We start from the raw sequence: 26,116 nt of genomic DNA on the forward strand, positions 1-26,116 counted from the left end.
CTCTCCCTCCTCGCGCGGCCGGTTCGTCGGCCGCTCCGCGACGTATTCGGCTGCCCCATCCACCCCGGCGCAACCGGGTTGTAACGAAAGGTCGACAGCCCCTAGGCAAAGCGTCCAAACTCAGGCATATAATTTGCTTCCTCGCGGCGCCCCGGCGTCCGTAGTCGTGGATATGGCGCGCTTTGCGCCAGCGAACAAGGTGCCTAGTTCCAGCCATGAAACCATCGCTAGTCCTCAAGATGGGCCAGCAGCTGACGATGACCCCGCAGCTGCAACAGGCCATCCGACTGCTCCAGCTCTCCACGCTGGACCTCCAACAGGAAATCCAGGAAGCCCTGGAGTCCAACCCGATGCTGGAGCGCCAGGAAGAAGGCGAGGACTACGACAACAGCGATCCCATGGCCGACGGCGCCGAATCGGGCGCCAACGGCACCAGCAACAACTCCCAGGACAACTTCCAGGAAAGCACCACGCCCAACGCCGACAGCCTCGACGAGGACCAGTGGGCCGAGCGCATCCCCAACGAGTTGCCCGTCGACACCGCCTGGGAAGACATCTACCAGACCAGCGCCAGCAGCCTGCCCAGCAACGATGACGACGAGTGGGACTTCACTTCCCGCACCTCCGCTGGCGAAAGCCTGCAGAGCCATCTGCTGTGGCAACTGAACCTGGCGCCGATGTCCGACACCGATCGCCTGGTCGCCCTGAGCATCATCGACGGCATCAACGACGACGGTTATCTCGAAGAATCCCTGGAGGACATCCTCGCCTCCATCGACCCTGAACTGGGCCTGGAGATGGACGAAGTGGAAGTCGTCCTGCGCCGTGTGCAGCAGCTCGAACCCGCCGGCGTCGGCGCGCGCAACCTGCGCGAGTGCCTGCTCCTGCAATTGCGCCAGCTGCCCACCAAGACCTACCTGCTGGCCGAGGCCATCCGCCTGGTCAACGACCACCTGGACCTGCTCGGCAGCCGCGACTACAGCCAGCTGATGCGACGCATGAAGCTCAAGGAAGACGAGCTGCGCGAGACCATCGAGCTGATCCAGTCGCTGCACCCGCGCCCCGGTTCGCAGATCGAATCCGGCGAAGCCGAATACGTGGTTCCGGATGTCATCGTGCGCAAGCACAACGAGCGCTGGCTGGTGGAGCTGAACCAGGAAGCGGTACCGCGCCTGCGCGTGAACTCGCAGTATGCGGGCCTGGTGCGCCGCGCCGACTCCAGCGCCGACAACACCTTCATGCGCAACCAGTTGCAGGAAGCACGCTGGTTCATCAAGAGCCTGCAGAGCCGCAACGAGACCCTGATGAAGGTGGCGACCCAGATTGTCGAGCACCAGCGCGGCTTCCTCGAGTACGGCGAAGAGGCGATGAAACCGCTGGTCCTGCATGACATCGCCGAAGCGGTGGGCATGCACGAATCGACCATCTCACGCGTCACCACGCAGAAGTTCATGCACACGCCGCGTGGCATCTTCGAGCTGAAGTATTTCTTCTCCAGCCACGTCAGCACCTCCGAGGGCGGCGAGTGCTCGTCCACCGCGATCCGCGCGATCATCAAGAAACTGGTCGCGGCGGAAAGTCCGAAAAAGCCATTGAGTGACAGCAAGATCGCTGGTTTACTGGAAGCACAGGGCATTCAAGTGGCACGTCGTACCGTCGCCAAGTACCGGGAGTCCCTAGGAATCTCTCCCTCGAGCGAGCGCAAGCGGCTGGTGTGACGTTGATCCACGCCAAGGTGTTCCGGCGGCAGGCCCCATAACCTGCCACTTACACACGGGCAACAAGGAGAAAGCGGTATGCAAGTCAACATCAGTGGACATCAACTGGATGTGACCGACGCCCTGCGCGACTATGTCGGCGAGAAACTTGGCCGACTGGAGCGCCACTTCGACAAGATCACCAATGTTCAGGTCATCATGGAGGTCGAGAAGCTGAAGCAGAAAATTGAAGCCACCCTCCACATCGCCGGGGGCGAAGTGGTGGCCTGTGCGGAACATGAAGACATGTACGCGGCCATCGACCTGCTCACCGACAAGCTCGACCGCCAACTGATCAAGCACAAGGAAAAATACCTCGAACGCCAGCAAGGTGTTGGCGTCCGTTAACCCCTCCCTATGATCCGACTTGAGCAAATCCTGACCCCCGGCCGTTCCCTCGTGAACGTGCCGGGCGGCAGCAAGAAACGTGTCCTCGAACAAATCGCCAACCTGGTGGCTCGCGAGCTGCCGGGTTTCGATTCCCAAGACATCTTCGACAGCCTGGTGGCCCGGGAACGCCTGGGTTCCACCGGCTTCGGCAATGGCATCGCCATTCCGCACTGCCGCCTCCCCGGCTGCCAGTCACCGATCAGCGCCATCCTGCACCTGGATCACCCGGTAGATTTCGACGCCCTCGACGGCGCGCCGGTCGATCTGGTGTTCGTGCTGCTGGTGCCCGAAGCCGCCACCGAGGAGCACCTGGAACTGCTGCGGCAGATTGCCTCCATGCTCGACCGCTCCGACGTCCGCGACCGCCTGCGTCACGCCGCCAACGGCGAGGACCTGTACCGGATCGTCGTGGACTTCCAGAACAACGGGCACTGATCATGCGCCTGATCATCATCAGTGGGAGGTCCGGCTCGGGCAAGAGCACCGCGCTCAACGTACTCGAGGACAACGGCTTCTACTGCATCGACAACCTGCCGGCCAGCCTCCTCCCGGACCTGGCCCAGCGCGCGCTGCTGCACACCGAGCTGCTGCACCCGCAGGTCGCCGTCTCCATCGACGCGCGCAATCTGCCCAGCCAGCTGCAGCGTTTCCCCGAGCTGCTGCAGGAAGCTCGCGACAAGCACATCCAGTGCGACGTGCTGTACCTCGATGCCGATGATGAAACGCTGCTCAAGCGCTTCTCCGAGACCCGCCGGCGCCATCCGCTGACCACCGACAGCCGCTCGCTGGCCGAAGCCATCGCCGACGAGACACACCTGCTGGCACCGATCGCCGACCTGGCGGATCTCAAGCTCAACACCACCAATCTCAACCTGTACCAGCTGCGCGACGTACTCAAGCTGCGCCTGCTGAACAAGCCCGAACTGGGCACCGCCTTCCTGGTCGAATCCTTCGGCTTCAAGCGCGGCATGCCGGTGGACGCGGACCTGGTGTTCGACGTGCGCTGCCTGCCCAATCCCTACTGGAAACCGGAGCTGCGCGAGCACACCGGGCTGGAAGTAGAAGTTCAGGAATACCTGGCGGCACAACCGGATGTCGAGGAGATGTACCAGGACATCCTCGCCTACCTGAACAAGTGGCTGCCGCGCTTTGCCGCGAGCAACCGGGCCTATGTGACCATCGCCATCGGCTGCACCGGTGGCCAGCATCGCTCGACCTATATTGCCGAGCGCATCGGTCAGGCCCTCAAGGAAACCCTCACCAACGTACAGATTCGCCACCGCGACCTGAGCTAAGCAGCGACAGACAACAAAAGGACAGCCCCTCGCGATGCCCGCCCTCGAAATCACCATCATCAACAAGCTTGGCCTGCACGCCCGTGCGGCGGCCAAATTCGTCGGCGTGGCGGGACGTTATCCCTGCCAGGTTCGCGTAGGGCGCAATCCGGAAAGTACGGTAGACGGCAAGAGCATCATGGCGGTGATGATGCTCGCTGCCGGCAAGGGCACCAATCTGCACCTCGCTGCCGAAGGCGAGCAGGAAGACGAGGCGCTCAAGGCGCTGGTCGAACTGATCAACAACTACTTCGACGAAGGCGAGTGACGCGCCGGGCCTTCGATCAGCCCAGCGACGTATCCAGCACCATCATCAGACAGAAGCCGATGATCAGCCCCTGGGTGGCCTGCGCCGCATGGCCGCGCCGCTGTGATTCGGGGATGATCTCGCGCACCACCACGTAGAGCATCGCTCCCGCTGCCGCGGCCAGCCCCCAGGGCAGGAACATCCGCGAGATGCCGATCAACCAGGCGCAGAGTACCGCGAACAGCGGCTCGACCAGCCCGGACGCCGCGCCCGCCAATGCCGCCTTGCCGCGTGACACGCCCGCCCCGGCCAGCACCAGCGCAATCGCCAACCCTTCTGGCACGTCCTGCAGCGCGATGCCCAGCGCAAGACCGCTGGCGCCTTGCACTTCTCCCCCGGCGGCGACTCCGACGGCCATTCCTTCGGGAATGTTGTGCAAGACGATGGCAGCAACGAACAGCAGGATGCGCGCGGGCACCTTTCCATCAGCGACGCCCTGGATATTGGCCTGCGCGTCCTCGAGTACTCGGCCGAACACCGCGAGACCGAAGGCCCCCAGCGCCAGGCCGAGGCTCACCAGCACCGAGGCCAGCCAGGTGGCCCGGCCCGAGGCTTCAGCCGCCTCCAGCGCGGGAAGCAGTAGCGAGAATGCGGTGGCCGCCAGCATCACGCCGGCGCCGAAGCCGAGCATGGCGTCAGCGATTCGCGCCGGCATGCTGCGCACCAGCAGCACGGGCAGCGCGCCCAGGGCGGTGCCGAGCGCGCAGAGCATGCCGCCATGCAAGGCCAGGTACATCGGCGCAGACAGCGACAATCGCGCCAACAGCATCAGGTGCTGGACTACCAGCAGACCGCCGCCGAGGACAATGATCAGTCCCAGCAACCAACGCAAATTGCGTCCTCCGCTTTCACGCAGGCTCTGCACGATCAGACGCATGGGACGGCCTTCGGTTTCATCCTTGTCCCCGCGCCTGCCGCGCCTCGCGGTAACGTCGGAGTACCTCCGGCCAGGCGACGACGTTGTAAAACGCGGCAATGTATTCCGGTCGGCGATTCTGATAGCGCAGGTAGTAAGCGTGCTCCCAGACGTCCAGCCCGAGGATCGGCAAGTTGTCCTGCATCAGCGGGCTGTCCTGATTGCCAGTGCTTCCGACCACCAGCCTGCCCTGCGGATCGACGCTCAGCCACGCCCAGCCGCTGCCAAAGCGAGTCAGCGCGGCCTTGGTGAACGCCTGGCAGAAGGCCTCGTAGCCGCCCAGTTGTGCGTCGATGGCCCGGCCCAGTTCCTCCTGCGGATAACCACCACCATCCGGCGCCATCACGGTCCAGAACAACGAGTGGTTGGCGTGGCCTCCGCCGTTGTTGATCACTGGCCCGCGCAGTGCCTCGGGCAGGCGGTCGAGTTTCTGCAGCAACGTTTCCACCGGAATCTCGGCGAACTCCGTGCCTTCCAGCGTGGCGTTCAGGTTGTTGATGTAGGTCTGGTGGTGCTTGCTGTGGTGGATTTCCATGGTCTGCGCATCGATGTGCGGTTCCAGGGCATCGTAGGCATAGGGCAAGGCGGGCAGGACGTGAGGCATCTTCGAACCTTCTTCGGTGGTAGCGCATCGACTCAGTGATAACGCATCGATTGAACGGCGGTGAACAGCCCCGGGCGCAACTCGACCGCGCCTTGACGGCGCAGCAGGCGCTGGGTGCGCGGATAGGTACCGTGCTCGCCGATGAAGTTGAGCAGTTCGACGTAGGTGCGGCGGCTGTGCTGCACCGCGGCCGCGCGCAGATCCAAGCATTTGCGCAGGTCTTCGCCCAGCACCAGCAGGCGCTCGTGGCAGGCGCACAGGTACTCGGCGGTTTCCTCGGGCTGGCCCAGTTGCAGGTGCAGGTCGCCGAGGTTGTGGTGGGAGATGACAAACGCCATCACGGCTTCCTCCGGGTCGTGCCAGCGGTCCAGCAGGACCTGGGCCAGCGCCAGCGCATGGAGGTAGTGCTCACGGGCATCGATCAACTCGTTGCGAATGAAGCAGCGGTTACCCAATTCGATGGTGCGTTGCCAATGGCGCATGCCAGGTTCCTCCAGCGGGTGGGGCGGACTCAGAGTCCGCCGGCGGTGAGCTTCTCGGGATTGAGCAGTTGCTCAAGGCGGGCGCGGTCCAGGTCAGTGTTTTCAAGCGCGACATCGATGATCGGCCGGCCCTCGCGGTAAGCCTGCTTGGCGATCTCCGCGGCCTTCTGGTAGCCGATGATCGGGTTCAGCGCGGTGACCAGGATCGGATTGCGCGACAGCGCCTCGCGCAGGCTCGCCTCGTTGACCTTGAAGCTGGCGATGGCCTTGTCCGCCAGCAGACGGCTGACGTTGGCCAGCAGGTGGATGCTGTGCAGCAGGTTGTCGGCGATCACCGGCAGCATCACGTTGAGCTCGAAGTTGCCCGACTGCCCGGCAATGGCGATGGTGGTGTCGTTGCCCATGACCTGGGCGGCAACCATGGCAGTGGCTTCCGGGATCACCGGGTTGACCTTGCCCGGCATGATCGAGGAACCCGGCTGCAGCGCCTCCAGTTCGATCTCGGCAAGGCCGGCCAGCGGGCCGGAGTTCATCCAGCGCAGGTCATTGGCGATCTTCATCAGCGCCACCGCCAGCGCCTTGAGCTGGCCGGAGGTGGCCACGGCAATATCCTGGGCGCCGATCAACGCGAAGAAGTCGTCACCGGGGCGGAATGCCAGGCCGGTCAGCCCGTTGAGCTCTTCGCAGAAGCGCGCGGAGAATTGCGGGTGAGCATTCACGCCGGTACCGACGGCAGTGCCGCCCTGAGCCAGTTGCTGCAACGCCGGCAGTTGCCCCTCGATGCCCAGCGATGCCTGGCGCACCTGTTGCGCCCAACCGCCAAGCACCTGGCTCAGGCGCACCGGCATGGCATCCATCAGATGAGTGCGGCCGGTCTTCACGTACGGGTGCACGGACTTGGCCTTCTTCTCCAGGGTCGCGTGCAGGTGATCCAGGGCCGGCAACAGGTGCTGGTGAATCTCTACCGCCGCACTGATGTGGATGGTCGAAGGGATGATGTCGTTGCTGCTCTGCCCGCAATTGACCTGGTCATTGGCGTTGACCGGCTTGCCCAGGCGGCGGCCGGCGAGGGTCGAAACCACCTCGTTGGCGTTCATGTTCGAGCTGGTACCCGAGCCGGTCTGGAACACATCCACCGGGAAGTGTTGCTGCAGGTCGCCCGCCAACAACTCCTCACAGGCAGCGACGATGGCGGCGCCGGTTTCCGCGTCCAGCTGTTCCAGGCTGACATTGGCGCGTGCCGCGGCGGCCTTGGCCAGCAGCAGCGCGCGGATGAACGGACGCGGCATGCGCTGGCCGCTCACCGGGAAGTTGTTCACCGCCCGCTGCGTCTGGGCACCGTAGAGCGCCGCTACCGGCACCTCCAGTTCGCCCATGCTGTCGCGTTCGATACGGCTGTCAGTCATTCTCGATTCCTTCTTGCAGTCTCAGGGAAGGCGCCATCTCCTGCTGCGCCATCCGCTGGCCGAGCAGGCACAGGCGTTGGCGCTGGGCGGTAGAGGTCGCCAGGCGTTGCAGTTCGCGTAGAGGGAGATAGGCGTGATCCAGGCAGAGCACCCGCCAGTGCCAGGGCAATGCGATGTCGCGACTGCTGTCGAGCAGCAACTGGAAGCACTTCTCGAACAGGCGCCAAGCCGGCACCGGCTCCCAGGCCGCCAGGTAACGCGCTTCGCACAGGTACTGCTCGACCAGACGCGGCTCATCCGGCTCCAGGGCGCAGCGGATGCGCGTCCCCAGGCGGTACCAGCGATCGGTGATCGAGCTGTCGATCTGAGCAAACATGGCAATCTCTCAATCGGTAATGAGATTGATTATTGTTTGCATGGATCAAAAAAACAAGCCGCCCGAACGCGATGCGCTGGACGGCCTGTCTGGAGAAGGGCTTCGAGAAGGGCTGAAAGCCGCGGCCCGAGTGGCCGCGGCGGATGGATCAGCTACCGGCGACCATCATCTTTTCGATGAGTACGGAACCTGTGTGCAGGTTGCCGCGGTACTCCACATCGTTGCCGATGGCGACGATGCTGCGGAACAGGTCGCGCAGGTTGGCGGCGATGGTGACTTCCTGCACCGGGAACTGGATTTCGCCGTTTTCCACCCAGTAGCCGCCGGCGCCGCGGGAGTAATCGCCGGTTACCAGGTTGACGCCCTGCCCCATCAGTTCGGTGACCAGCAGGCCACGGCCCATGCGGCGAATCAGAGCGGCCTGGTCCTCGTCGCCATGGGTGACGAAGAGGTTGTGTACGCCGCCGGAGTTGGCCGTGCTGGGCATTCCCAGCTTGCGCCCGGAGTAGGTGCCCAGCACATAGGAGACCAGCTCGCCGCCTTCGACGAAGGGTTTGGCATAGGTCGCCAGGCCGTCGTTGTCGAACGAGGCACTGCCCAGCGCGCCACGCAGCAGCGGGCGTTCGTCGAGGGTCAGCCATTCCGGGAACAGTCGCTGACCGAGCGCGCCTTCGAGGAAGGACGACTTGCGGTACAGACTTCCGCCGGAGATGGCACCGAGGAAGTGGCCGAACAGGCCGACCGCGACTTCCGGGGCAAACAGCACCGGCACTTCAGCGGTCGGCACCGGGCGCGCGCCGAGCCGGCTGGCTGCCCGCTCGGCGGCACGGCGGCCGATGGATTCGGGAGTCGCCAGCAGCTCACCGCGGCGGTTCACGTCATACCAGTAGTCGCGCTGCATCTGTCCTTCGCCTTCGGCGATCATCACGCAACTCAGGCTGTGGCGGGTGCTGGCATAGGCGCCGACAAAGCCATGGCTGTTGCCGTAGACGCGGCAGCCCTGATGAGTGTTCAGCGTGGTGCCGTCGGCCTTGGTGACGCGCTTGTCGGTGGCGAACGCGGCAGCCTCGCAGGCCAGCGCGCGCTCGATGGCCTGGTCGGGGGTGATCGACCAGCCGTGGTAGAGATCCAGGTCCGGCAGGTCCCGCGCCATCAGCGCAGGGTCCGCCAGGCCGGCGCAGTCGTCTTCGGAGGCGTGCTTGGCAATCGCCAACGCTGCCGCCACGGTTTCGCGAATGGCGTCCGCACCAGTCGCCGAGGTACTCGCCGAGCCCTTGCGCTGCCCGACGTAAAGGGTGATGCCGAAGCCCTGATCGCGGTTGAACTCGACGGTCTCGACTTCGCCCTGGCGCACCGAGGTCGACAGCCCCTGCTCCACCGACACCGCCACTTCGCAGGCGCTGGCGCCCTGCCGGGAAGCCTCGGCAATGATCCGCTCGACCTGCTCGCGCAGTTCGGGAAGGACCTCCGGGCTCACTGCCGGGTTGTGTTCGCTCATTGCATGCCTCTCCTGTTCATGTTCCGGCCCCGCCATCAGGCGGCGGCAACCGGCGCGGGCCGGACAAGCGGCCCCTGACTCGTTATCATGGCGGCGTTTTCAAAGAGACCCCCGCCATGGCTGAAATTCACGATGACGACTCGTCCTTCGATGAGAAGAGCAAGTCGCAAGTAAAACGCGAAATGCACGCGCTGCAGGAACTCGGCGAGCGCCTGACGACGCTCAAGGCCGACATGCTCGACCGCATGCCGCTCACCGACCCGCTGCGCCGCGCGCTGGAAGAAGCACCCAAGCACAAGGCCAACGCCGCCAAGAAACGCCATCGGCAATTCATCGGCAAGCTGATGCGCGACCAGGACGTCGAGGCCATCCTCGCCCTGCTGGAACAGGTAGATACCTCGACCCGCCAGTACAACGAACGCTTCCACGCCCTGGAGCGCTGGCGCGACCACCTGATCACCGGCGGTGACGCAGCGTTGTCCGCCTTCTTCGGCGAATACCCGGAAAGCGACCGCCAGCACCTGCTCCAGCTGATCCGCCACGCCCAGCACGAGGCCGCTCACAACAAGCCTCCGGCCGCGGCGCGGAAGATCTTCAAGTACATCCGCGAGCTGGACGAGCTCAAACGCGGCCTGCGCTGAGCAGCCGCGTCCCTCTCTCCAAGCCTCACGGGCAACGGCCTCAGGCGCCCGTGCCGCCAACGGTGATCGCGTCGATCTTCAGGGTCGGCTGGCCGACACCGACCGGCACGGACTGACCGTCCTTGCCACAGGTGCCCACGCCGCTGTCCAGTGCCAGGTCGTTGCCCACCATGGACACCCGGCTCATTACTTCCGGGCCGTTGCCGATCAGCGTCGCGCCCTTCACCGGGCGGGTGATCTTGCCGTTCTCGATCAGGTAGGCCTCGCTGGTGGCAAAGACGAACTTGCCGCTGGTGATGTCCACCTGGCCGCCGCCAAGGTTGGCGCAGTAGATGCCACGCTCGACGCTGGCGATGATTTCCTGCGGATCGCTCTGCCCGGCCAGCATGTAGGTGTTGGTCATGCGCGGCATCGGCAGGTGCGCGTAGGACTCGCGACGACCGTTGCCGGTGCGCGCCACGCCCATCAGGCGGGCGTTGAGCTTGTCCTGCATGTAGCCCTTGAGGATGCCGTTCTCGATCAGCACGTTGCAGTTGGTCGGCGTACCTTCGTCGTCCACCGACAGCGAACCGCGGCGACCGGCGATGGTGCCGTCGTCGACGATGGTGCACAGGCTGGAAGCGACCTTCTCGCCGATGCGACCGCTGTAGTTCGAGCTGCCCTTGCGGTTGAAGTCGCCTTCCAGGCCGTGGCCCACGGCCTCGTGCAGCAGCACGCCGGACCAACCGGCTCCCATCACCACCGGCAGGCTGCCAGCCGGCGCGGGAACGGCTTCGAGGTTGACCAGCGCCTGGCGCAGCGCCTCGCGGGCGTAGCTCATGGCGCGGTCTTCCTGCAGGAAGTACTTGTAATCCGTGCGACCGCCGCCGCCATGACCGCCGCGCTCGCGGCGGCCGTTCTGCTCGACGATGACGCTGACGTTGAAACGCACCAGCGGGCGGATGTCCGCAGCCAGCGAGCCATCCGCCGCAGCGATCAACACTTGGTCCCAGACACCGGCGAGGCTGACGGTGACCTGCTGGATGCGCGGATCGAGGGCGCGGGTGGCCGCGTCGATCTTCTGCAGCAGCTCTACCTTCTCGGCGCGGCTCATCACATCCAGCGGGTTCTCGCCGGCATACAGGCGGGTCGGCACCACGGCCTTGAACGCCTGTACCTTGCCATTCTGCCCGGCTCGGGAGATCGAGCGTGCAGCGCGGGCAGCCTGGATCAGCGCCTCGTGGTTGATTGCATTGCTGTAGGCGAAGCCGGTCTTCTCACCGGACTGTGCGCGCACACCGACGCCCTGGTCCATGTGGAAGCTGCCTTCCTTGACGATGCCGTCTTCCAGCATCCAGGACTCGGAGACCTGGCTCTGGAAGTACAGGTCGGCGGCGTCGATGCCGGGGCCGCTCAGCTCGTGCAGGATCGGCGACAACTGGTCGATATCCAGACCACCGGGGACCAGCAGGTGCTGGCTGACGGATGACAACAGTTCGCTCATATTCACTCCGTACGCGCCGGTCGTGGTTCGACCGGCGGGAAAAATCTTCTGTGCCGGACAATCGGCATGCGCTGCCGCACCGCCGCCTGTTCCTCGCTGTCGCGCTCGGCCAGCAGCACGGCCTCGCCCTTGGCCTGTTCAGCCAGGATACGCCCCCAGGGGTCGACGATGGCCGACTGGCCCCAGGTTTCCCGCCCTTTGGGGTGGGTCCCGCCCTGTCCAGCCGCCAGTACATAGCACTGGGTTTCGATGGCGCGGGCGCGGATGAGGATTTCCCAGTGCGCTGCGCCAGTCACCGCGGTGAATGCCGAGGGGGCACTGATAAGCTCCGCGCCGGCTTCGCGCAGCGCGGTGTAAAGCTCGGGGAAGCGCAGGTCGTAGCAGACCGTCAGCCCCAACCGCCCGACCGGCGTATCCGCCACCACCACGCGCTGGCCGAAGGCGTAGTCATCCGACTCGCGATAGCGGCCACGGGCATCAGCAACATCCACATCGAAAAGGTGCAGCTTGTCGTAGCGCGCCGCCACTTCACCGCGCTCGTCCACCAGCAGTGAGCAGGCATTGGCCTTGGCTTCCGGCTGGTTCTCCGGCGGCAACGGCAGGGTGCCGGCGACTATCCACAACCTGAGGTCGCGGGCGGTGCTTTTCAACCAGGGCAGGATCGGGCCTTCGCCAAGGGCTTCGGCACGGCCGATGTCCGCGAGGTCTCGGCGCCCCATGGCGGCGAAGTTTTCCGGTAGTACGGCAAGGCGCGCACCACCCTCGGCGGCCTGTTCGAGCAGGCGACGGGCGGCGGCAAGATTGGCCAGGACATCGTCCTGGCTGACCATCTGGATGACGGCGATGGACATGGCTAGCTCCGGTAAGGCCTGGGTTTCATGCTAACCGATGCCCGGACAGTCTGCTCAGTGAGGTTTTTCGAAGGGCTTCTCGAAGGCGATGGTCGGACTCTGCCACGGCCCCTTCACGCTGTACTGCACGCTGGCGAAGCGTGCGACCTTGTCACCCAGCAACTTGTCCACCACGAACAGCGCGCCGCCAATAGCGGGAGCGCCGACGATCAGTGCCGCCAACGGCAGGTTGTTGGTCACCGGCAGCGTCACCAGCAGCTTGGCGTCGATCTCGTCGTGGGCCATGTCCAGGGTGCCGTTGAGTTCCAGGTTGCTCGACGGACCATCCAGACGCAGCGGCTCGCGGGTGAAGTAGACGCCATCGGTGGCGGTGAGCACACCCTTGACCCGGTCGTAGCTCAGGCCCTTGCCCAGCAGGTCGGAGAAGTCCAGGCGCAAGCGGCGGTTGATGGCGTTGAAGTTGAGCAGGCCGAACACCCGCAGGGCATTGGCGCCGCCCTCCACTTCGACGAACTGGCCCTTGCGCAGGCTGGCGTCCAGAGTTCCGCCGAACCGCCGCAGGTTCAGCGCCGCCGGCGAACCCGGCCAGTTGCCGTTGATGTCCACGCTGAAACGCTCGCTGGTCACGCTGGGCGCGAAGTCCCAGGCCTTCAGCACGTCGCCCAGGTTCTTGCCCTCGAGCTTGCCCTGGAAGGTGCTGCGCGCGCTCGCCTCAAGACCATCCCAGCGCAGGTTGCCCTTCACCGACAGGCCGCGCAGGTCCAGATTCACATTGTTGAAGCCAACACCGGTAGGCGTCGGGCGCAGGTTGAAGCTCCAGGCACCGACCGGCTTGCCGGCCTTGAGGACCTGGCGGATGCTCACGTCCATCGGCGGCAGGCTGCGCGGGTCGACCTTCGCCAGCGGGTCGGGCTGCTCGACCGCCTTCGCGGAATCGATGGCCTCGCCTTTGGGCAGGTCGAGGCGGTCCAGGGCGATCTGGATCGGCTTCACCTTGCTGTCGGGCAGGGTGACCTTGCCGGAGACCAGCGAGCTGACCAGTCCAACCTGCCAACTGCTGTCGACACGTGCCACATCCAGCGTGAGATTTTCCAGGGTCTGGCCGAAACCCTTGAAGCGACCGATCTGCAGGTCTGCGCCGCGCAACAGGCCTGCGGCGCCCTCAACCCCGGTATTGGAGTATTTCTTCGCGACCGCCATCCAGGCGTCGGCGTCGACTTCGTCGATCTTGCCGCGCACCTGTACACCATTCCAGTTGGGCAGCACGGCCGGGTCGCCACCCAGGCGCAACACGCCACGGCCGGCCAGCGGCTGGTCCGCCGGAGCCGCGTAGGCCAGGCTGGCGCGATCGCCGTAGGTTGCCCAGTAGCGTCGTTCGGCGCCCTCGAGGGTCATGCGCCATTCGCTCTCGCGGGTTTCCTGCGCGGCCTTGCCCAGCGGCGCCGGCAGGTCGATGGTGACACCCTGCAGGTTCGAGGCGACCTGCAGCTGGCTGTCCTTGCCGTCGAGCAGCAGGTTGAGCTGGAACGGCACGCGGCCGTCGACCGGCAACTGTTTCTGTACCTTGCCCCAGTCGAGCAGGGTCTTCACCGACACCTGGCCACCCACCAGCACCCGTGTGCGCGGAGCACCATTGCGGCCTTCGGCGCGAATGCTGCCGGTGATACGGCTACCGAGCACCTGAGCGGAGATGTTCTGCCCGCTCAGGCCGCTGTCGGTGTCGTAGCGGAACTTGCCCTTCACCTGTTCGAGGTTCAGCTCGGGCTTGGCGATCTTCAGCTGTGCCTTGTCGGTGTCGAAATCGACGATCACCCGCGCCTTGCTCGCCTCGCCCTTGGCCAGGGGAATGTCGAGATTGAGGTGGCCGTTGAGGTCGCCCTTGCCTTCCCAGCCGGCGAAGGTGTGCGTCGCACCGATGGGCGAGTCCTGGAGGATCTTCAGGCCATCGACGAGGTTGCTGTCGATATCGCCGTCCACATGCAGGTGGGCGACTTCCCCCGGATTGGAATGGGGAATCTCCACCGAGACATCGCGCACCTGGCTGTTGAGAATCTGCCCGCTGGTTGCACTGATGCTGACTCCGGTGTCCTCTACGCGCACCTCGCCCTCGGCCTTGCTCAGGCCGGGCCAGCCCGGCTGGTAGTCGAGCACACCGTCATGGACCTTGAAGTACAGGGTCATGGCATGGGCTTCCGGCGCCGAGCCCTTCTGCAGCGAGCCTTGCCAGAGGAAATAGCCCTGTTCGATACGCCCGCTCTTGATCGAGCCCTTGAGCCAGGCAGCCAGATCCTTGCTCATCTGCGGGATGACGGTGGGCAGGTATTTACCGGTGTAGCGCGCATCGCCGTTGCTCATGCCCACGCGCAGGTCCATGTAGTCTTCCTGCTCCGGATCGCGCATCAGGCGAATCAGGATGTCGCCGGCGATGGTTCCCTCGTCGCCCTCCACCTGCATCAGGTGGCTGCCGAGCGTGAAGGCCTCGTCGTTGAGCTGGAAGAACATCCGCGTGCGCGCAGTGCGGTAGTGCCAGGGCTGGGGGAACAGCGTGGCCAGGTGCAGCATGAAATCCTGGGCGTTGGCATCCAGCGTGCCGCCACCCAGGTTGCCGCGGAAGGTGCCGTCGACGTTGGCCACGGCAGGCACATCATGGAAGGCACTGACACCGACCTTCTCCAGGTTGGTGGCATAGGCGACGCGTTCGACGCCCTCGCGCTGCGGCCAGTAATCGAAATTGACGTTGTGCAACACGCCGCGCGGTTTCAGGCCCTCGAGCCACTCGATGGCCTTGTCCGGCAGCGGTGCCAATGCAGTGATGGTCGGCCCCAGCGGGGTCAGGTCGAGGCGGTCGGCGCGCAATTGCCAATGCTCCTCGCCCTTCATCCGGCGAGTCAGCTCCAACTCCACCTCGCCCCAACGACTTTCGCCGAAATTCGCCGCCAGATCGGCGACACGCAGATCGAAATCGTCGCCGTTGCGCTGGAAAAACAGGCTGACGCCCAGGTCGCTCAGGCTCACCGGCTTGCGGTCGCCCAGCGCGGCGTCGATCTTCGGGGCATTCAGGCGGGCTGCGGCGGAGACCGGCACGCCCTTGTCGATGGTCGCCCAGAATTCGCCGCCAGCCTTGGCGTGGGACAGCTTCCAGGCACCGGTGAGACGCTCGGGCAGCCACTTGGCCCAGTCGGCCTGGGGCAGGCTCAGGTACAGCTGTGCCGAACTCTTCGCCCAGTCATCGCGGTTCAGCCGGGCCTCCAGCCGCGCCGCCACCGGTTCGCCGCCGGGCAGGCTGAAGCGTGCCTCCAGGCGCTGGCGGCTGCCGCTGCGCAGGGTCATGCCGACATAGTTCAACGACAGCGGGTTGGCCTGTTGCGGCAGTACGGTCAGTTGACTGTCCATCAGCGACAGGCGATGCGGGGTCAGCAGCAGGTCCATGAGCTTGCGCGGGTCGGTGTCGCCGCCACGGCTGGGCAGGCCGTCGGCGTGCCAGTTGCCGTCCTCGTCCTCGCGCAGGGTCAGGTGCAGGCCTTCCAGCTCCAGGCTGTCGATGCGCGGCTGGCGCGCCATCACGCTGCCGAGGATGTCCGGGGTCAGGCGCACGCGCTCCAGGCGCAGCGAATCGGTGCCTTCGCCCAGCTGGATATCACGCACCACGATGATCGGGCTGAACCCGCGCCAATGCCCTTCCAGGGCGCCGATAGCCACCGGCAGCCCCAGTTGTTCGCTGGCTTTGCGCGCCAGATCGTCGCGGTACTCCGCCACCAGGGGCACCAACTGCCGGCCAAGGCTGACGTACAACGCGAGCAGCACCAGCCCCAGCGCCAGGAGGCCCAGGACGATGCGCAGCGAGGTGGCGAACAGGCGGCCGGCGCGATCCATGTCAGGCGGCTGCCTGTGAGGTGAAGCGAAGGGTCATCGAGCGGCCTCCCAGCCATCCAAGGTCGAACCAGGTCTGACAGTCTGCGTCAGGCAAAGCTCCAAAAAACCCCATGGCAAAGCTGCCGGCCGCCGGATCTCGACGATGTGCGAGCCGCTGCTCAAAGCAGGACCACGTCGTACTGCTCCTGGGAATACATGGCCTCGACCTGGAACTTGATCGGGCGGCCGATGAACAGCTCCAGGTCCGCGACGTTGCCCGACTCCTCGTCGAGCAGGCGATCCACCACTTTCTGGTTCGCCAGCACCAGGTAGGAATTGGCCTGGTAGGCCCGCGCTTCACGGAGGATTTCCCGGAAGATCTCGTAACAGATGGTCTCGGCGGTCTTCAGCATGCCACGCCCCTGACAGCTCGGGCAGGGCTCGCAGAGCACCTGCACCAGGCTTTCGCGGGTGCGCTTGCGGGTCATCTGCACCAGGCCCAGCTCGGTGATGCCGATGATGTTGGTCTTGGCATGGTCGCGTTCGAGCTGCTTCTCCAGGGTCCGCAGGACCTGGCGGCGGTGCTCTTCGTCTTCCATGTCGATGAAATCGATGATGATGATCCCGCCCAGGTTGCGCAGGCGCAGCTGGCGGGCGATGGCGGTCGCCGCCTCGAGGTTGGTCTTGAAGATGGTCTCTTCGAGGTTGCGGTGGCCGACGAAGGCGCCGGTGTTCACATCGATGGTGGTCATCGCCTCGGTCGGGTCGATGATCAGGTAGCCGCCGGACTTGAGCAGCACCTTGCGCTCCAGCGCCTTCTGCACCTCGTCCTCGACCCCGTAGAGGTCGAAGATCGGCCGCTCGCCTGGGTAGTGCTCCAGGCGGTCGGCGATTTCCGGCATCAGCTCTTCGACGAACTGCGTGATCTTCTGGAAGTTCTCCCGGGAATCGACGCGGATCTTCTCGATGCGCGGGTTCACCAGGTCGCGCAGGGTGCGCAGGGCCAGGGAAAGGTCTTCGTAGATCATCGTCGGCGCGCCGACGGTCTGGATCTGCGCGTCGATCTGGTCCCAGAGGCGGCGCAGGTAGCGGATATCGGCGAGGATCTCGTCCTCGCCGGCGCCTTCGGCGGCGGTGCGCAGGATGAACCCACCGCGCTCGACGATGCCCTCGGCCTCGACGCACTTGGCGACCACCTGCTTTAGGCGCTCGCGCTCGTGTTCGTCCTCGATCTTCAGGGAAATCCCGACATGACTGGTGCGCGGCATGTAGACCAGGTAGCGCGAAGGGATCGACAGGTGCGTGGTCAGCCGTGCGCCCTTGGTGCCGATGGGGTCCTTGGTGACCTGCACCACCAGGCTCTGCCCTTCGTGGACCAGCGCACCGATGCTCTCCACCGCACTGCCCTCGCGGGTGGATATCTCCGCGGCATGGATGAAGGCCGCGCGCTCCAGGCCGACGTCGACAAAGGCCGCCTGCATGCCGGGGAGCACGCGCACGACCTTGCCCTTGTAGATGTTGCCGACGATCCCGCGGCGCAGCGTGCGCTCGACATGGACCTCCTGCAGGACGCCGTTCTCCACCACCGCCACGCGCGATTCCATCGGCGTGATATTGATCAGGATCTCTTCGCTCATGCGCCCTTCCTTATCGCGCCCGGAGTCGTGCCAGCGCTACTTCGTGATCAAGACTGCCAGCTAGGGATGGAGAAGTCAGCCAGCAATGCCGCAGTTTCACACAGGGGCAGGCCGACCACGGCGCTGTAGCTGCCCTCGACGCGGCTGACGAAGACTGCCGCGAGCCCCTGGATAGCATAGCCACCCGCCTTGTCCTGCGGCTCACCGGTTTCCCAGTAGCGCTCGGCCTCCTCGGCGGAAATCTCGCGGAAGGTCACGCGACTGCTGACCACGCGCGCTTCGCAGCGGTCGCGATCGGCCACCGCCACGGCAGTCAGCACCTCATGCTCGCGGCCGGACAGCGCCTGAAGCGTCGTCAGGGCGTCGTCGCGGTCCAGCGGCTTGCCGAGGATGCGACCATCCAGCACCACGGCCGTATCGGCACCCAGCACGCAGACATCGGCGCGCTGGGCGAGGAAGTTAAGCCCGGCCAGGGCCTTGCTGCGCGCCAGGCGCTCGACATAGGCATGCGCCGACTCGCCGGGTTCGGGTGTTTCGTCAATCGACGCAGGCACTATGTGGAATGGCAAGCCAATCTGGGTGAGCAGCTCGCGGCGGCGCGGCGAACTGGAGGCGAGGTACAGCTGGGCCATCAGGGACTCCGAAGCGGGCCCGCTCAACGCCGGCCCGGCGATTCCCCCGCAAGGGGGCGATCAGTTGATGTTCAGGCGCAACCGCAGGGCCCGCAGCAATGTATAGACCCAGGGCCAGAGCAAGGCGCTGACCAGCGCCGGCAGCAGGAACACCAGGGTCGGCGGGCGATTGCCGGTCAGGGCGCTGATCCACAGCTGGACCAGTTGGGCGAGACCGAAGACCACCAGCAACACCAGGCACTGCTGCCAGATGGGGAACATGCGCAGGCGCTGGTGCAGCGACAGCACCAGACAGATGATCAGGCTCAGGATCAGGGCGTTCTGCCCCAGCAGGCTGCCGTAGAGCACGTCTTCGGCAACGCCCAGCACCCAGGCGGTCAGCATGCCGACCTTGTGCGGCAGGTAGAGCACCCAGTAGGTGAGGAACATCGCCAGCCACAGCGGGCGGCCGATCTCCATGAAGCTGGGCATGGGCGCCACCGACAGCAACAGCGCCAGGAGCAGGGTGAGCCAGATGGCCCAGCCATTGTTCGAGCCCTGACCCGCCATCAGTGCCGGGCCCTTGCATCGGGATGCGACGCCGGCGCGCCAGGCGCGGCGGGAGCTGCGCCATTGGCACCGGTCGGATGGGCAGGCTGCGCGGCGGGAGCCGCCGGGGCGGCGGGCGGCGCACCGTCATGTGGCTGGGCGGCCGGAGCGCCGGGTGCCGGCTGGGCCGGCGCGCCGGACTCGGCAGCCTTGCGATCGGCTTCGGCCTGGGCCTCGGCGGCATCGGTGGCGCGCTGTTCGGGCGTGCGGCTGTCGCTGAAGACCAGCAGCACATAGCGGCTGCGGTTCATCTTGGCGGTCGGCACGGCACGGATGGTGGCGAAAGGCCCACCTGTGTCATGAAGCACTTCTTTCACCACGGCCACCGGATAACCGGCCGGGAAGCGCTGCCCCAGGCCGGAACTCACCAGCAGGTCGCCTTCCTTGATGTCGGCGGTATCGGCGACGTAGCGCAGCTCCAGACGTTCCGGGTTGCCGGTGCCCACGGCGATGGCGCGCAGGCCATTGCGGTTCACCTGCACCGGAATGCTGTGGGTGGTATCGGTCAGCAGCAGGACGCGCGCGGTGTAGGGCATCACCTCGACCACCTGGCCCATCAGGCCGCTGGCATCGAGCACCGGCTGGCCCTGGAACACGCCGTCCTTCTCGCCCTTGTCGATCAGGATGCGCTGGGTGAAGGGGTTCGGGTCGACGCCGATCAGCTCGCCCACCAGCACCTTGTCGTCGACCAGCGCGGAGGAGTTGAGCAACTCGCGCAGACGCACGTTCTGTTCGGTGAGGGTGGCCAACTTCTGCAGGCGGCGCTGCATCAGCAGCTGCTCGGCCTTCAGGCGCTCGTTCTCGGCCAGCAGTTCGCTGCGGCTGGTGAACTGGTCGCGCACGCCTTCCCAGGCTCGAACCGGGATATCGGCGATGCCATAGAAGGGACTCAGCACGAGGCCCATCTGGCTGCGTACCGGTTTCAGGTAATCAAAGCGGGCATCGACCACCATCAAGGCGACCGACAGGACGGCGAGCACCAGCAGGCGCGCGCCCAGCGAGGGCCCTTTGGAGAATATCGGTTTGATGACCGGCTCCTAGCTGTGCAAGGTCGGTTGAGGATTCACCAGCGTGGGCGAAACGTTAACCGACCTTTACAGAGCTTTCCTACCTTATTCGGTGGAAAGCAGGTCCATCGAATGACGGTCCATCATTTCCAGCGCCTTGCCGCCGCCACGAGCCACGCAGGTCAGCGGGTCCTCGGCGACGATCACCGGCAGGCCGGTTTCCTGGGCCAGCAGCTTGTCCAGGTCGCGCAGCAGTGCGCCACCGCCGGTCAGCACCAGGCCGCGCTCGGCGATGTCCGAAGCCAGCTCCGGCGGGGACTGCTCCAGCGCGCTCTTGACCGCCTGGACGATGGTCGCCAGGGATTCCTGCAGCGCTTCGAGCACTTCGTTGGAGTTCAGGGTGAAGCTGCGCGGTACGCCTTCGGCCAGGTTACGGCCACGGACGTCGACTTCGCGGACTTCGCCGCCCGGGAAGGCGGTGCCGATTTCCTGCTTGATGCGCTCGGCGGTGGATTCGCCGATCAGGCTGCCGTAGTTGCGGCGCACGTAGGTGACGATGGCTTCGTCGAAGCGGTCGCCACCGACGCGGACGGATTCGGCGTAGACCACGCCGTTGAGGGAGATCAGGGCGATCTCGGTGGTGCCGCCGCCGATATCGACGACCATGGAACCACGGGCCTCCTCCACCGGCAGGCCGGCACCGATGGCCGCGGCCATCGGTTCTTCGATCAGGTAGACCTCACGGGCACCAGCGCCCAGGGCCGATTCACGAATCGCGCGGCGTTCCACCTGGGTGGACTTGCACGGCACGCAGATCAACACTCGCGGGCTGGGCTGCAGGAAGCTGTTCTCGTGAACCTTGTTGATGAAGTACTGAAGCATTTTTTCGCAAACGCTGAAGTCGGCGATCACGCCGTCCTTCATCGGACGAATGGCGGCAATGTTGCCTGGCGTACGGCCCAGCATGCGTTTGGCTTCGGTGCCGACGGCGACCACGCTTTTCTGGCTGCCGTGGCTACGGATGGCGACCACGGACGGTTCGTTCAGGACGATGCCGCGCTCGCGCACATAAATCAGGGTATTGGCAGTGCCCAGGTCGATCGACAGATCACTGGAGAACATGCCACGCAATTTTTTGAACATTGGAAAGAAACCCATAGGTGGCGCGTGGGTGAAAAGTGCGCGGGTAAAAAAGTGCGGCAAACTCTAACAATGACGGGGGTTTTGGGCAAGGCGGCAATTTATGCTAGATTCCTCGTTTTTCGGGCCTGCAGGCCCTTCCCAGCGGCCTTCGACCGTCTGCCGCGGGTTCTGTTCCCCGCCCCCTCATTCCTTCCGGCCAGGTCCAGTTCGAACCGGGCCGCTCTAGCTGGAGATCCCGATGGCGCTTGAACGCTCCGACGTGGAAAAGATCGCCCACCTCGCCCGCCTGGGCCTGGAGAAAGCCGACATTTCGCGTACCACCGACACCCTGAACAACATTCTCGGCCTGATCGACGCCATGCAGGCGGTCGACACCGACGGCGTGGAGCCCCTGGCCCACCCGCTGGAAGCCACGCAGCGCCTGCGGGCCGACGCAGTCACCGAGGAGAACCGCCGCGAAGCCTACCAGGCCATCGCGCCGGCCGTGGAAGACGGTCTTTACCTCGTCCCGAAAGTCATCGAGTAAGCGCTAAGGACACGGACATATGCTGCATCAATTGACCCTCGCCGAAGTCGCCCGCGGACTCGCCGACAAGCAATTCTCCGCCCAGGAACTGGCCACTGCCCTGCTCGCGCGCATCCAGCAGCTCGACCCGCAGCTGAACAGTTTCATCACCGTCACCGAGGAAAACGCCCTGGCCCAGGCCAAGGCGGCCGACGAGCGGCGCGCCAAAGGTGAAACCGGCGCCCTGCTCGGCGCACCGATCGCCCACAAGGACCTGTTCTGCACCCAGGGCGTACGCACCAGCTGCGGTTCGAAGATCCTCGACGCCTTCGTCTCGCCCTACGACGCCACCGTCGTCGAGCGCCTGGCCGACGCCGGCACCGTGAGCCTGGGCAAGCTGAACATGGACGAGTTCGCCATGGGTTCGGCCAACGAATCCAGCCACTACGGCGCGGTGAAGAACCCCTGGGACACCACCCGCGTACCGGGCGGCTCCTCCGGCGGCTCGGCCGCCGCCGTGGCCGCGCGCCTGATCCCGGCCGCCACCGGCACCGACACCGGCGGCTCGATTCGCCAGCCGGCCGCGCTGACCAACCTCACCGGCATCAAGCCGACCTACGGCCGTGTCTCGCGCTGGGGCATGATCGCCTACGCCTCGAGCCTCGATCAGGGCGGCCCGCTGGCCCGCACCGCCGAGGACTGCGCACTGATGCTCGGCGCCATGGCCGGCTTCGATCCGAAGGACTCCACCTGCGTCGACCAGCCGGTGGACGACTACCTGGCCGCCTTGGCCAAGCCGCTGACTGGCCTGCGCATCGGCCTGCCGAAGGAATACTTCGGCGCCGGCCTGGACAGCCGCATCGCCGACGCGGTGATGAAGGTGGTCGAGCAGCTCAAGCAGCTCGGCGCGGTGGTCAAGGAGATCTCCCTGCCGAACATGCAGCACGCGATCCCTGCCTATTATGTGATCGCGCCCGCAGAAGCCAGCTCCAACCTGTCGCGCTTCGACGGTGTTCGCTACGGCTATCGCTGCGAAGACCCGAAGGACCTGCAGGACCTGTACAAGCGCTCCCGCGCCGAAGGCTTCGGCGCTGAAGTGAAGAACCGCATCATGGTCGGCACCTACGCGCTTTCCGCTGGTTACTACGACGCGTATTACCTGAAAGCTCAGAAAATTCGCCGCCTGATCAAGAACGATTTCACCAGCGCCTTCGCCGAAGTCGACGTCATCCTCGGCCCGACCACGCCGAACCCGGCCTGGAAACTGGGCGAGAAGAACAACGACCCGGTCGCCCAGTACCTGGAAGACATCTACACCATCACCGCCAACCTCGCCGGCATTCCGGGCCTGTCCATGCCCGCCGGCTTCGTCGACGGCCTGCCGGTGGGTGTCCAGCTGCTCGCGCCGTACTTCCAGGAAGGCCGCCTGCTCAACGTCGCGCACCAGTACCAACTGGCGACCGACTGGCACAAACAAGCACCGGCTGGATTCTGAGGACGACACACATGCAATGGGAAACCGTGATCGGGCTGGAAATCCACGCACAGCTCTCCACCCAATCGAAGATCTTCTCCGGTAGCGCCACCACCTTCGGCGCCGCCCCGAACACCCAGGCCAGCCTGATCGACCTGGCGATGCCCGGCACCCTGCCGGTGCTGAACCAGGAAGCGGTGCGCATGGCCTGCCAGTTCGGCCTGGCGATCAACGCCGAGATCGCCGAGCGCAACGTCTTCGCCCGGAAGAACTACTTCTACCCGGACCTGCCCAAGGGCTACCAGACCAGCCAGATGGACCACCCCATCGTCGGCAAGGGCCACCTGGACATCACCCTGGAAGACGGCACCGTCAAGCGCGTCGGCATCACCCGTGCGCACCTGGAAGAGGACGCCGGCAAGAGCCTGCACGAAGACTTCCACGGCATGAGCGGCATCGACCTGAACCGCGCCGGCACTCCTCTGCTGGAGATTGTTTCCGAGCCCGAGATGCGCAGCGCCAAAGAAGCCGTAGCCTATGCCAAGGCGATCCACGCGCTGGTGCGCTACCTGGGCATCTGCGACGGCAACATGGCCGAAGGCTCGCTGCGCTGCGACTGCAACGTATCGGTACGCCCGAAGGGCCAAACCGAGTTCGGCACTCGTCGCGAGATCAAGAACGTCAACTCGTTCAAGTTCATCGAGCGCGCTATCAACACCGAGATTGCCTGGCAGATCGACGAGCTGGAGTCCGGCCGCAAGATCGTCCAGGAAACCGTTCTGTATGACGTGGCTGCCAACGAAACGCGCTCCATGCGCAGCAAGGAAGAAGCCAACGACTACCGTTACTTCCCCTGTCCGGACCTGCTGCCGGTAGTGATCGAGCGCGCCTTCCTCGACGAACTGCGCGGCCAGTTGCCGGAACTGCCGGACCAGAAGCGCGAGCGCTTCGAGAGCCAGTACGGCCTGTCCGCCTATGACGCCAGCGTGCTGTCCGCCAGCCGCGAGATGGCCGACTACTTCGAACAGGTTCAGACCATCTGCGGCGACGCCAAGCTGGCCGCCAACTGGGTGATGGGCGAGCTCTCCAGCCTGCTCAACAAGGACGGCCTGGAAATCGAGCAGTCGCCGGTCTCCGCCGAGCACCTGGGCCAGATGATCCTGCGCCTGAAGGACGGCACCATCAACGGCAAGGCCGCGAAGACCGTATTCGCCGCCATGGCCGAAGGTGAGGGCTCGCCGGACGAGATCATCAAGGCCAAGGACCTGGTGCAGAACACCGACAGCGGCGCCGTCGAGAAACTGCTGGACGATGTACTCGCGGCCAACGCGGAGCAGGTCGAGCAGTACCGCGCCAGCGACGAAGCCAAGCGCGGCAAGATGTTCGGCTTCTTCGTCGGCCAGGCCATGAAAGCCGCCAAGGGCAAGGCCAACCCGGCGCAAGTGAACGAACTGCTGAAGAAGAAGCTCGAAGCCTGAGCCCACACTTCAACGACGCCGGGCTTGCCCGGCGTTTTTTCGTCCGGAGGTTCGATGCTGCGACCCATGGCCCTCGTCGGCTGCCTGGCCCTGCTGGCCGGCTGTAGCACCACGTCTTACGACAGCGACTCGGAAGTCTCCGGCCGCGGCTACCGCGCCGAAGGCACCGCGTCCTATTACGGCAAGGCCCACCATGGCAAGCGCACCGCCAGCGGCGAACGCTTCAACCAGAACGCCCTGACTGCCGCGCACCGCACGCTCGCCTTCGGTACGCGGGTGAAAGTCACCAACCTCGACAACGGCCGCAGCGTCGTGGTGCGCATCAACGACCGCGGGCCATTTGGCCGCGGGCGCATCATCGATGTGTCGAAAGCCGCCGCCGAACAACTCAACATGCTGCGCTCCGGTACCGCCCGGGTGCGCCTGGAAGGTCTCTGAAGGAGCCAGAAGTGAGCAACGACAACCGCAAGGCCGGCGAGCAGGTTCGCCGCGAAGTGATGGGCGACGTCTTCGTCGACCGTGCCCTGGGCAATGCCACCGAGTTCACCCAGCCGCTGCAGGATTTCGTCAACGAGCACGCCTGGGGCGGTGTCTGGAACCGCGAAGGCCTGCCACGCAAGACCCGCAGCCTGATCACCCTGGCCGCGCTGACCGCGCTGAAATGCCCGCAGGAACTCAAAGGCCACGTGCGTGGTGCCCTGAATAACGGCTGCACGGTGGAAGAGATTCGCGAAGCGCTGCTGCATTGCGCGGTGTATGCCGGCGTCCCGGCGGCCATCGACGCCTTCCGCGCGGCGCAGGAAGTGATCGACGCCTGGCAGGCCGATCAGCAAGCCTGATTCGGCCTCTAGGTAGGAGCGGACTTCGTCCGCGATAGGTACGCATCGCGCCGGATGCCATCGCGGACAGAGTCCGCTCCTACGCGGCGTTCAGCTTCCGTTACGGATAACTGAACCGCTTCACCAGCGTCAGCTCCCCCGGCTGGCGCATCGGGATCAGGAAGGACTCCTGCTTCTCGTTCACCGTGCCCTCCTCCGTGACGATGGTCACCTGCGCCGTGGTCAGCGGCTTGGCCGCGTTCACGTCGCCGGAGCTCTCGTCCGAGCCCCAGCCACCGCCGTAGTAGTTCACGTAGACCAGATACTGCCCCTTGAGCGGCGTCGGGCTGGCGATGATTTCCGGGCCGTAGCCGGTGGTCACGTCGACGTCCTGGGCCGCGCCGTTGGGCAGTGAGCGGTTGCCGTACCAGACATGCCCGCCATCGGGCGTCACCAGGTGCAGGTCTAGGTCGGTGTTGTCCGAGTCCCAGGACAGCAGGACCCGCAGCTTGGCCGCCACCTCGCCGCCACCACCGCCGTGGTAGAACTGCACGCGCTTGTGCTGCTGGCCGTCCGGACTGACGACCTCGACACTGTTGGAGCCCGCCGGGAAAGCGAAGGGGCGGTCGAACCTGCCATCGTTTTCGACCCGCATCGGCATGGCCACGCCGTTGACCACCAGGCGCGCCGGCTCCTTGCTGTCCTTGGGCAACCCACGGATTTCGCCACGGATGCGCGCGGTATCGGACTGGTCCTCCCGCGCGTTCACCGAGGACGCCGGGTAGTTCACCGTCTGCCGGAAGTCGGCCTTGTCGCCGTCGCCCGCACGCCAGCCGCCCAGCGGAGTATCCAGGCGGATCGGCGATTCGGCGGCCTGCACGCCCAGCGGTATCAGGCTGGCGAGCAGAGACAGGCGGAGCGCATGGGCAAGTTTCAT

Annotated in this window: 26 protein-coding genes; 11 read left to right on the forward strand and 15 right to left on the reverse strand. The window is 65.4% G+C overall.

Translation table 11 applies throughout. The features are described from left to right. Nucleotides 1-215: 215 nt before the first annotated feature. From G4G71_RS27140 to G4G71_RS27160, 5 genes are all read left to right on the forward strand, one after another. Nucleotides 216-1,718: an RNA polymerase factor sigma-54 gene (locus tag G4G71_RS27140; protein ID WP_169941688.1), complete on the forward strand. Its 1,503-nt coding sequence runs from the start codon at nucleotides 216-218 to the stop codon at nucleotides 1,716-1,718. Nucleotides 1,719-1,796: 78 nt separating this feature from the next. Next, nucleotides 1,797-2,105, forward strand: a complete 309-nt coding sequence (gene hpf, locus G4G71_RS27145; RefSeq protein WP_017518151.1) for a ribosome hibernation-promoting factor, HPF/YfiA family — start codon at nucleotides 1,797-1,799, stop codon at nucleotides 2,103-2,105. A 9-nt stretch (nucleotides 2,106-2,114) separates the two neighbouring features. Further along, nucleotides 2,115-2,582 (forward strand): PTS IIA-like nitrogen regulatory protein PtsN, encoded by a 468-nt coding sequence (gene ptsN / locus G4G71_RS27150; RefSeq protein ID WP_037009823.1) that lies wholly within the window; start codon nucleotides 2,115-2,117, stop codon nucleotides 2,580-2,582. A 2-nt stretch (nucleotides 2,583-2,584) separates the two neighbouring features. After that, a complete protein-coding gene (gene rapZ, locus G4G71_RS27155) occupies nucleotides 2,585-3,442 on the forward strand; it encodes an RNase adapter RapZ (protein WP_169941690.1) in 858 nt (285 codons plus the stop codon). A 34-nt stretch (nucleotides 3,443-3,476) separates the two neighbouring features. After that, complete coding sequence (locus tag G4G71_RS27160) at nucleotides 3,477-3,749, forward strand: HPr family phosphocarrier protein (RefSeq protein ID WP_024766547.1); 273 nt, start codon at nucleotides 3,477-3,479, stop codon at nucleotides 3,747-3,749. Nucleotides 3,750-3,765: 16 nt separating this feature from the next. Here the strand turns inward: G4G71_RS27160 and G4G71_RS27165 are convergent, their stop codons facing one another. The 6 genes from G4G71_RS27165 to pmbA all read right to left on the reverse strand — a co-directional run bounded on the left by G4G71_RS27165 (nucleotide 3,766) and on the right by pmbA (nucleotide 9,070). Further along, the gene (locus G4G71_RS27165) at nucleotides 3,766-4,659 is read right to left on the reverse strand and encodes a ZIP family metal transporter (RefSeq protein ID WP_420826032.1); all 894 of its coding nucleotides are present in this window, start codon (nucleotides 4,657-4,659) and stop codon (nucleotides 3,766-3,768) included. A gap of 22 nt (nucleotides 4,660-4,681) precedes the next feature. Then, nucleotides 4,682-5,308 (reverse strand): superoxide dismutase, encoded by a 627-nt coding sequence (locus G4G71_RS27170; protein WP_169941694.1) that lies wholly within the window; start codon nucleotides 5,306-5,308, stop codon nucleotides 4,682-4,684. 32 nt (nucleotides 5,309-5,340) lie between these two features. Then, nucleotides 5,341-5,790: a hypothetical protein gene (locus G4G71_RS27175; protein WP_169941696.1), complete on the reverse strand. Its 450-nt coding sequence runs from the start codon at nucleotides 5,788-5,790 to the stop codon at nucleotides 5,341-5,343. 29 nt (nucleotides 5,791-5,819) lie between these two features. Then, a complete protein-coding gene (gene fumC / locus G4G71_RS27180; protein ID WP_169941698.1) occupies nucleotides 5,820-7,196 on the reverse strand; it encodes a class II fumarate hydratase FumC in 1,377 nt (458 codons plus the stop codon). Further along, the gene (locus G4G71_RS27185; RefSeq protein WP_169941700.1) at nucleotides 7,189-7,572 is read right to left on the reverse strand and encodes a FagA protein; all 384 of its coding nucleotides are present in this window, start codon (nucleotides 7,570-7,572) and stop codon (nucleotides 7,189-7,191) included. Before G4G71_RS27185 ends, fumC begins: the two co-directional genes overlap by 8 nt. A gap of 148 nt (nucleotides 7,573-7,720) precedes the next feature. Continuing rightward, nucleotides 7,721-9,070 carry a metalloprotease PmbA gene (gene pmbA / locus G4G71_RS27190; protein ID WP_169941702.1) on the reverse strand — a complete coding sequence of 450 codons (1,350 nt, stop codon included), beginning with the start codon at nucleotides 9,068-9,070 and terminating at the stop codon, nucleotides 7,721-7,723. Nucleotides 9,071-9,186: 116 nt separating this feature from the next. Between pmbA and yjgA the strand changes: the two genes are divergently transcribed. After that, entirely contained in the window at nucleotides 9,187-9,711 is a 525-nt protein-coding gene (yjgA, locus tag G4G71_RS27195; RefSeq protein ID WP_024766553.1) for a ribosome biogenesis factor YjgA, read from the forward strand. A 40-nt stretch (nucleotides 9,712-9,751) separates the two neighbouring features. On the opposite strand, the gene tldD is transcribed toward yjgA, so the two are convergent. The 8 genes from tldD to mreB all read right to left on the reverse strand — a co-directional run bounded on the left by tldD (nucleotide 9,752) and on the right by mreB (nucleotide 20,904). Beyond that, complete coding sequence (gene tldD, locus G4G71_RS27200; protein ID WP_169941704.1) at nucleotides 9,752-11,194, reverse strand: metalloprotease TldD; 1,443 nt, start codon at nucleotides 11,192-11,194, stop codon at nucleotides 9,752-9,754. A 2-nt stretch (nucleotides 11,195-11,196) separates the two neighbouring features. After that, on the reverse strand, nucleotides 11,197-12,045 hold the full coding sequence (locus G4G71_RS27205) for a carbon-nitrogen hydrolase family protein (protein ID WP_169941706.1): 849 nt from the start codon (nucleotides 12,043-12,045) through the stop codon (nucleotides 11,197-11,199). A 54-nt stretch (nucleotides 12,046-12,099) separates the two neighbouring features. Further along, on the reverse strand, nucleotides 12,100-15,918 hold the full coding sequence (locus G4G71_RS27210; protein WP_169941708.1) for a YhdP family protein: 3,819 nt from the start codon (nucleotides 15,916-15,918) through the stop codon (nucleotides 12,100-12,102). A gap of 158 nt (nucleotides 15,919-16,076) precedes the next feature. Beyond that, entirely contained in the window at nucleotides 16,077-17,534 is a 1,458-nt protein-coding gene (gene rng, locus G4G71_RS27215; protein ID WP_045209573.1) for a ribonuclease G, read from the reverse strand. Between the two features lie 47 nt (nucleotides 17,535-17,581). Then, a complete protein-coding gene (locus tag G4G71_RS27220; RefSeq protein ID WP_169941710.1) occupies nucleotides 17,582-18,166 on the reverse strand; it encodes a Maf family protein in 585 nt (194 codons plus the stop codon). A gap of 60 nt (nucleotides 18,167-18,226) precedes the next feature. Continuing rightward, entirely contained in the window at nucleotides 18,227-18,715 is a 489-nt protein-coding gene (gene mreD / locus G4G71_RS27225; protein WP_024766558.1) for a rod shape-determining protein MreD, read from the reverse strand. Next, nucleotides 18,715-19,734 (reverse strand): rod shape-determining protein MreC, encoded by a 1,020-nt coding sequence (mreC, locus tag G4G71_RS27230; protein ID WP_240964847.1) that lies wholly within the window; start codon nucleotides 19,732-19,734, stop codon nucleotides 18,715-18,717. Before mreC ends, mreD begins: the two co-directional genes overlap by 1 nt. Nucleotides 19,735-19,866: 132 nt before the next feature. Continuing rightward, nucleotides 19,867-20,904, reverse strand: coding sequence for a rod shape-determining protein MreB (gene mreB, locus G4G71_RS27235; RefSeq protein ID WP_017518164.1), 1,038 nt, complete (start codon nucleotides 20,902-20,904; stop codon nucleotides 19,867-19,869). A gap of 238 nt (nucleotides 20,905-21,142) precedes the next feature. Here mreB and gatC point away from each other — a divergent pair, with 238 nt between their 5' ends. The 5 genes from gatC to G4G71_RS27260 are packed head-to-tail and all read left to right on the forward strand — an operon-like array spanning nucleotide 21,143 to nucleotide 25,200. Next, on the forward strand, nucleotides 21,143-21,430 hold the full coding sequence (gene gatC / locus G4G71_RS27240; RefSeq protein WP_169941713.1) for an Asp-tRNA(Asn)/Glu-tRNA(Gln) amidotransferase subunit GatC: 288 nt from the start codon (nucleotides 21,143-21,145) through the stop codon (nucleotides 21,428-21,430). 19 nt (nucleotides 21,431-21,449) lie between these two features. Continuing rightward, entirely contained in the window at nucleotides 21,450-22,904 is a 1,455-nt protein-coding gene (gene gatA / locus G4G71_RS27245; protein ID WP_169941715.1) for an Asp-tRNA(Asn)/Glu-tRNA(Gln) amidotransferase subunit GatA, read from the forward strand. 11 nt (nucleotides 22,905-22,915) lie between these two features. Next, nucleotides 22,916-24,361, forward strand: a complete 1,446-nt coding sequence (gatB, locus tag G4G71_RS27250) for an Asp-tRNA(Asn)/Glu-tRNA(Gln) amidotransferase subunit GatB (protein ID WP_169941717.1) — start codon at nucleotides 22,916-22,918, stop codon at nucleotides 24,359-24,361. Nucleotides 24,362-24,415: 54 nt separating this feature from the next. After that, nucleotides 24,416-24,799: a septal ring lytic transglycosylase RlpA family protein gene (locus G4G71_RS27255; RefSeq protein ID WP_024765927.1), complete on the forward strand. Its 384-nt coding sequence runs from the start codon at nucleotides 24,416-24,418 to the stop codon at nucleotides 24,797-24,799. Nucleotides 24,800-24,858: 59 nt separating this feature from the next. After that, nucleotides 24,859-25,200, forward strand: a complete 342-nt coding sequence (locus G4G71_RS27260) for a carboxymuconolactone decarboxylase family protein (protein ID WP_169942829.1) — start codon at nucleotides 24,859-24,861, stop codon at nucleotides 25,198-25,200. A gap of 100 nt (nucleotides 25,201-25,300) precedes the next feature. On the opposite strand, the gene G4G71_RS27265 is transcribed toward G4G71_RS27260, so the two are convergent. Then, nucleotides 25,301-26,116: a YfaP family protein gene (locus tag G4G71_RS27265; RefSeq protein ID WP_169941719.1), complete on the reverse strand. Its 816-nt coding sequence runs from the start codon at nucleotides 26,114-26,116 to the stop codon at nucleotides 25,301-25,303.

The organism is Pseudomonas multiresinivorans (assembly GCF_012971725.1).
Taxonomy (GTDB): domain Bacteria; phylum Pseudomonadota; class Gammaproteobacteria; order Pseudomonadales; family Pseudomonadaceae; genus Pseudomonas; species Pseudomonas multiresinivorans.

What these genes read in the sequence shown, in the direction of transcription:
- G4G71_RS27210 (WP_169941708.1), bottom strand. Translation starts at nt 15,918, where the DNA reads ATGGATCGCGCCGGCCGCCTGTTCGCCACCTCGCTGCGCATCGTCCTG.
- hpf (WP_017518151.1), top strand. Translation starts at nt 1,797, where the DNA reads ATGCAAGTCAACATCAGTGGACATCAACTGGATGTGACCGACGCCCTG.
- G4G71_RS27160 (WP_024766547.1), top strand. Translation starts at nt 3,477, where the DNA reads ATGCCCGCCCTCGAAATCACCATCATCAACAAGCTTGGCCTGCACGCC.
- G4G71_RS27265 (WP_169941719.1), bottom strand. Translation starts at nt 26,116, where the DNA reads ATGAAACTTGCCCATGCGCTCCGCCTGTCTCTGCTCGCCAGCCTGATA.
- G4G71_RS27255 (WP_024765927.1), top strand. Translation starts at nt 24,416, where the DNA reads ATGCTGCGACCCATGGCCCTCGTCGGCTGCCTGGCCCTGCTGGCCGGC.
- G4G71_RS27205 (WP_169941706.1), bottom strand. Translation starts at nt 12,045, where the DNA reads ATGTCCATCGCCGTCATCCAGATGGTCAGCCAGGACGATGTCCTGGCC.
- gatC (WP_169941713.1), top strand. Translation starts at nt 21,143, where the DNA reads ATGGCGCTTGAACGCTCCGACGTGGAAAAGATCGCCCACCTCGCCCGC.
- fumC (WP_169941698.1), bottom strand. Translation starts at nt 7,196, where the DNA reads ATGACTGACAGCCGTATCGAACGCGACAGCATGGGCGAACTGGAGGTG.
- mreB (WP_017518164.1), bottom strand. Translation starts at nt 20,904, where the DNA reads ATGTTCAAAAAATTGCGTGGCATGTTCTCCAGTGATCTGTCGATCGAC.
- pmbA (WP_169941702.1), bottom strand. Translation starts at nt 9,070, where the DNA reads ATGAGCGAACACAACCCGGCAGTGAGCCCGGAGGTCCTTCCCGAACTG.
- rng (WP_045209573.1), bottom strand. Translation starts at nt 17,534, where the DNA reads ATGAGCGAAGAGATCCTGATCAATATCACGCCGATGGAATCGCGCGTG.
- mreD (WP_024766558.1), bottom strand. Translation starts at nt 18,715, where the DNA reads ATGGCGGGTCAGGGCTCGAACAATGGCTGGGCCATCTGGCTCACCCTG.
- ptsN (WP_037009823.1), top strand. Translation starts at nt 2,115, where the DNA reads ATGATCCGACTTGAGCAAATCCTGACCCCCGGCCGTTCCCTCGTGAAC.
- G4G71_RS27185 (WP_169941700.1), bottom strand. Translation starts at nt 7,572, where the DNA reads ATGTTTGCTCAGATCGACAGCTCGATCACCGATCGCTGGTACCGCCTG.
- gatB (WP_169941717.1), top strand. Translation starts at nt 22,916, where the DNA reads ATGCAATGGGAAACCGTGATCGGGCTGGAAATCCACGCACAGCTCTCC.
- yjgA (WP_024766553.1), top strand. Translation starts at nt 9,187, where the DNA reads ATGGCTGAAATTCACGATGACGACTCGTCCTTCGATGAGAAGAGCAAG.
- gatA (WP_169941715.1), top strand. Translation starts at nt 21,450, where the DNA reads ATGCTGCATCAATTGACCCTCGCCGAAGTCGCCCGCGGACTCGCCGAC.
- G4G71_RS27140 (WP_169941688.1), top strand. Translation starts at nt 216, where the DNA reads ATGAAACCATCGCTAGTCCTCAAGATGGGCCAGCAGCTGACGATGACC.
- G4G71_RS27260 (WP_169942829.1), top strand. Translation starts at nt 24,859, where the DNA reads ATGGGCGACGTCTTCGTCGACCGTGCCCTGGGCAATGCCACCGAGTTC.
- rapZ (WP_169941690.1), top strand. Translation starts at nt 2,585, where the DNA reads ATGCGCCTGATCATCATCAGTGGGAGGTCCGGCTCGGGCAAGAGCACC.
- G4G71_RS27175 (WP_169941696.1), bottom strand. Translation starts at nt 5,790, where the DNA reads ATGCGCCATTGGCAACGCACCATCGAATTGGGTAACCGCTGCTTCATT.
- tldD (WP_169941704.1), bottom strand. Translation starts at nt 11,194, where the DNA reads ATGAGCGAACTGTTGTCATCCGTCAGCCAGCACCTGCTGGTCCCCGGT.
- G4G71_RS27220 (WP_169941710.1), bottom strand. Translation starts at nt 18,166, where the DNA reads ATGGCCCAGCTGTACCTCGCCTCCAGTTCGCCGCGCCGCCGCGAGCTG.
- G4G71_RS27170 (WP_169941694.1), bottom strand. Translation starts at nt 5,308, where the DNA reads ATGCCTCACGTCCTGCCCGCCTTGCCCTATGCCTACGATGCCCTGGAA.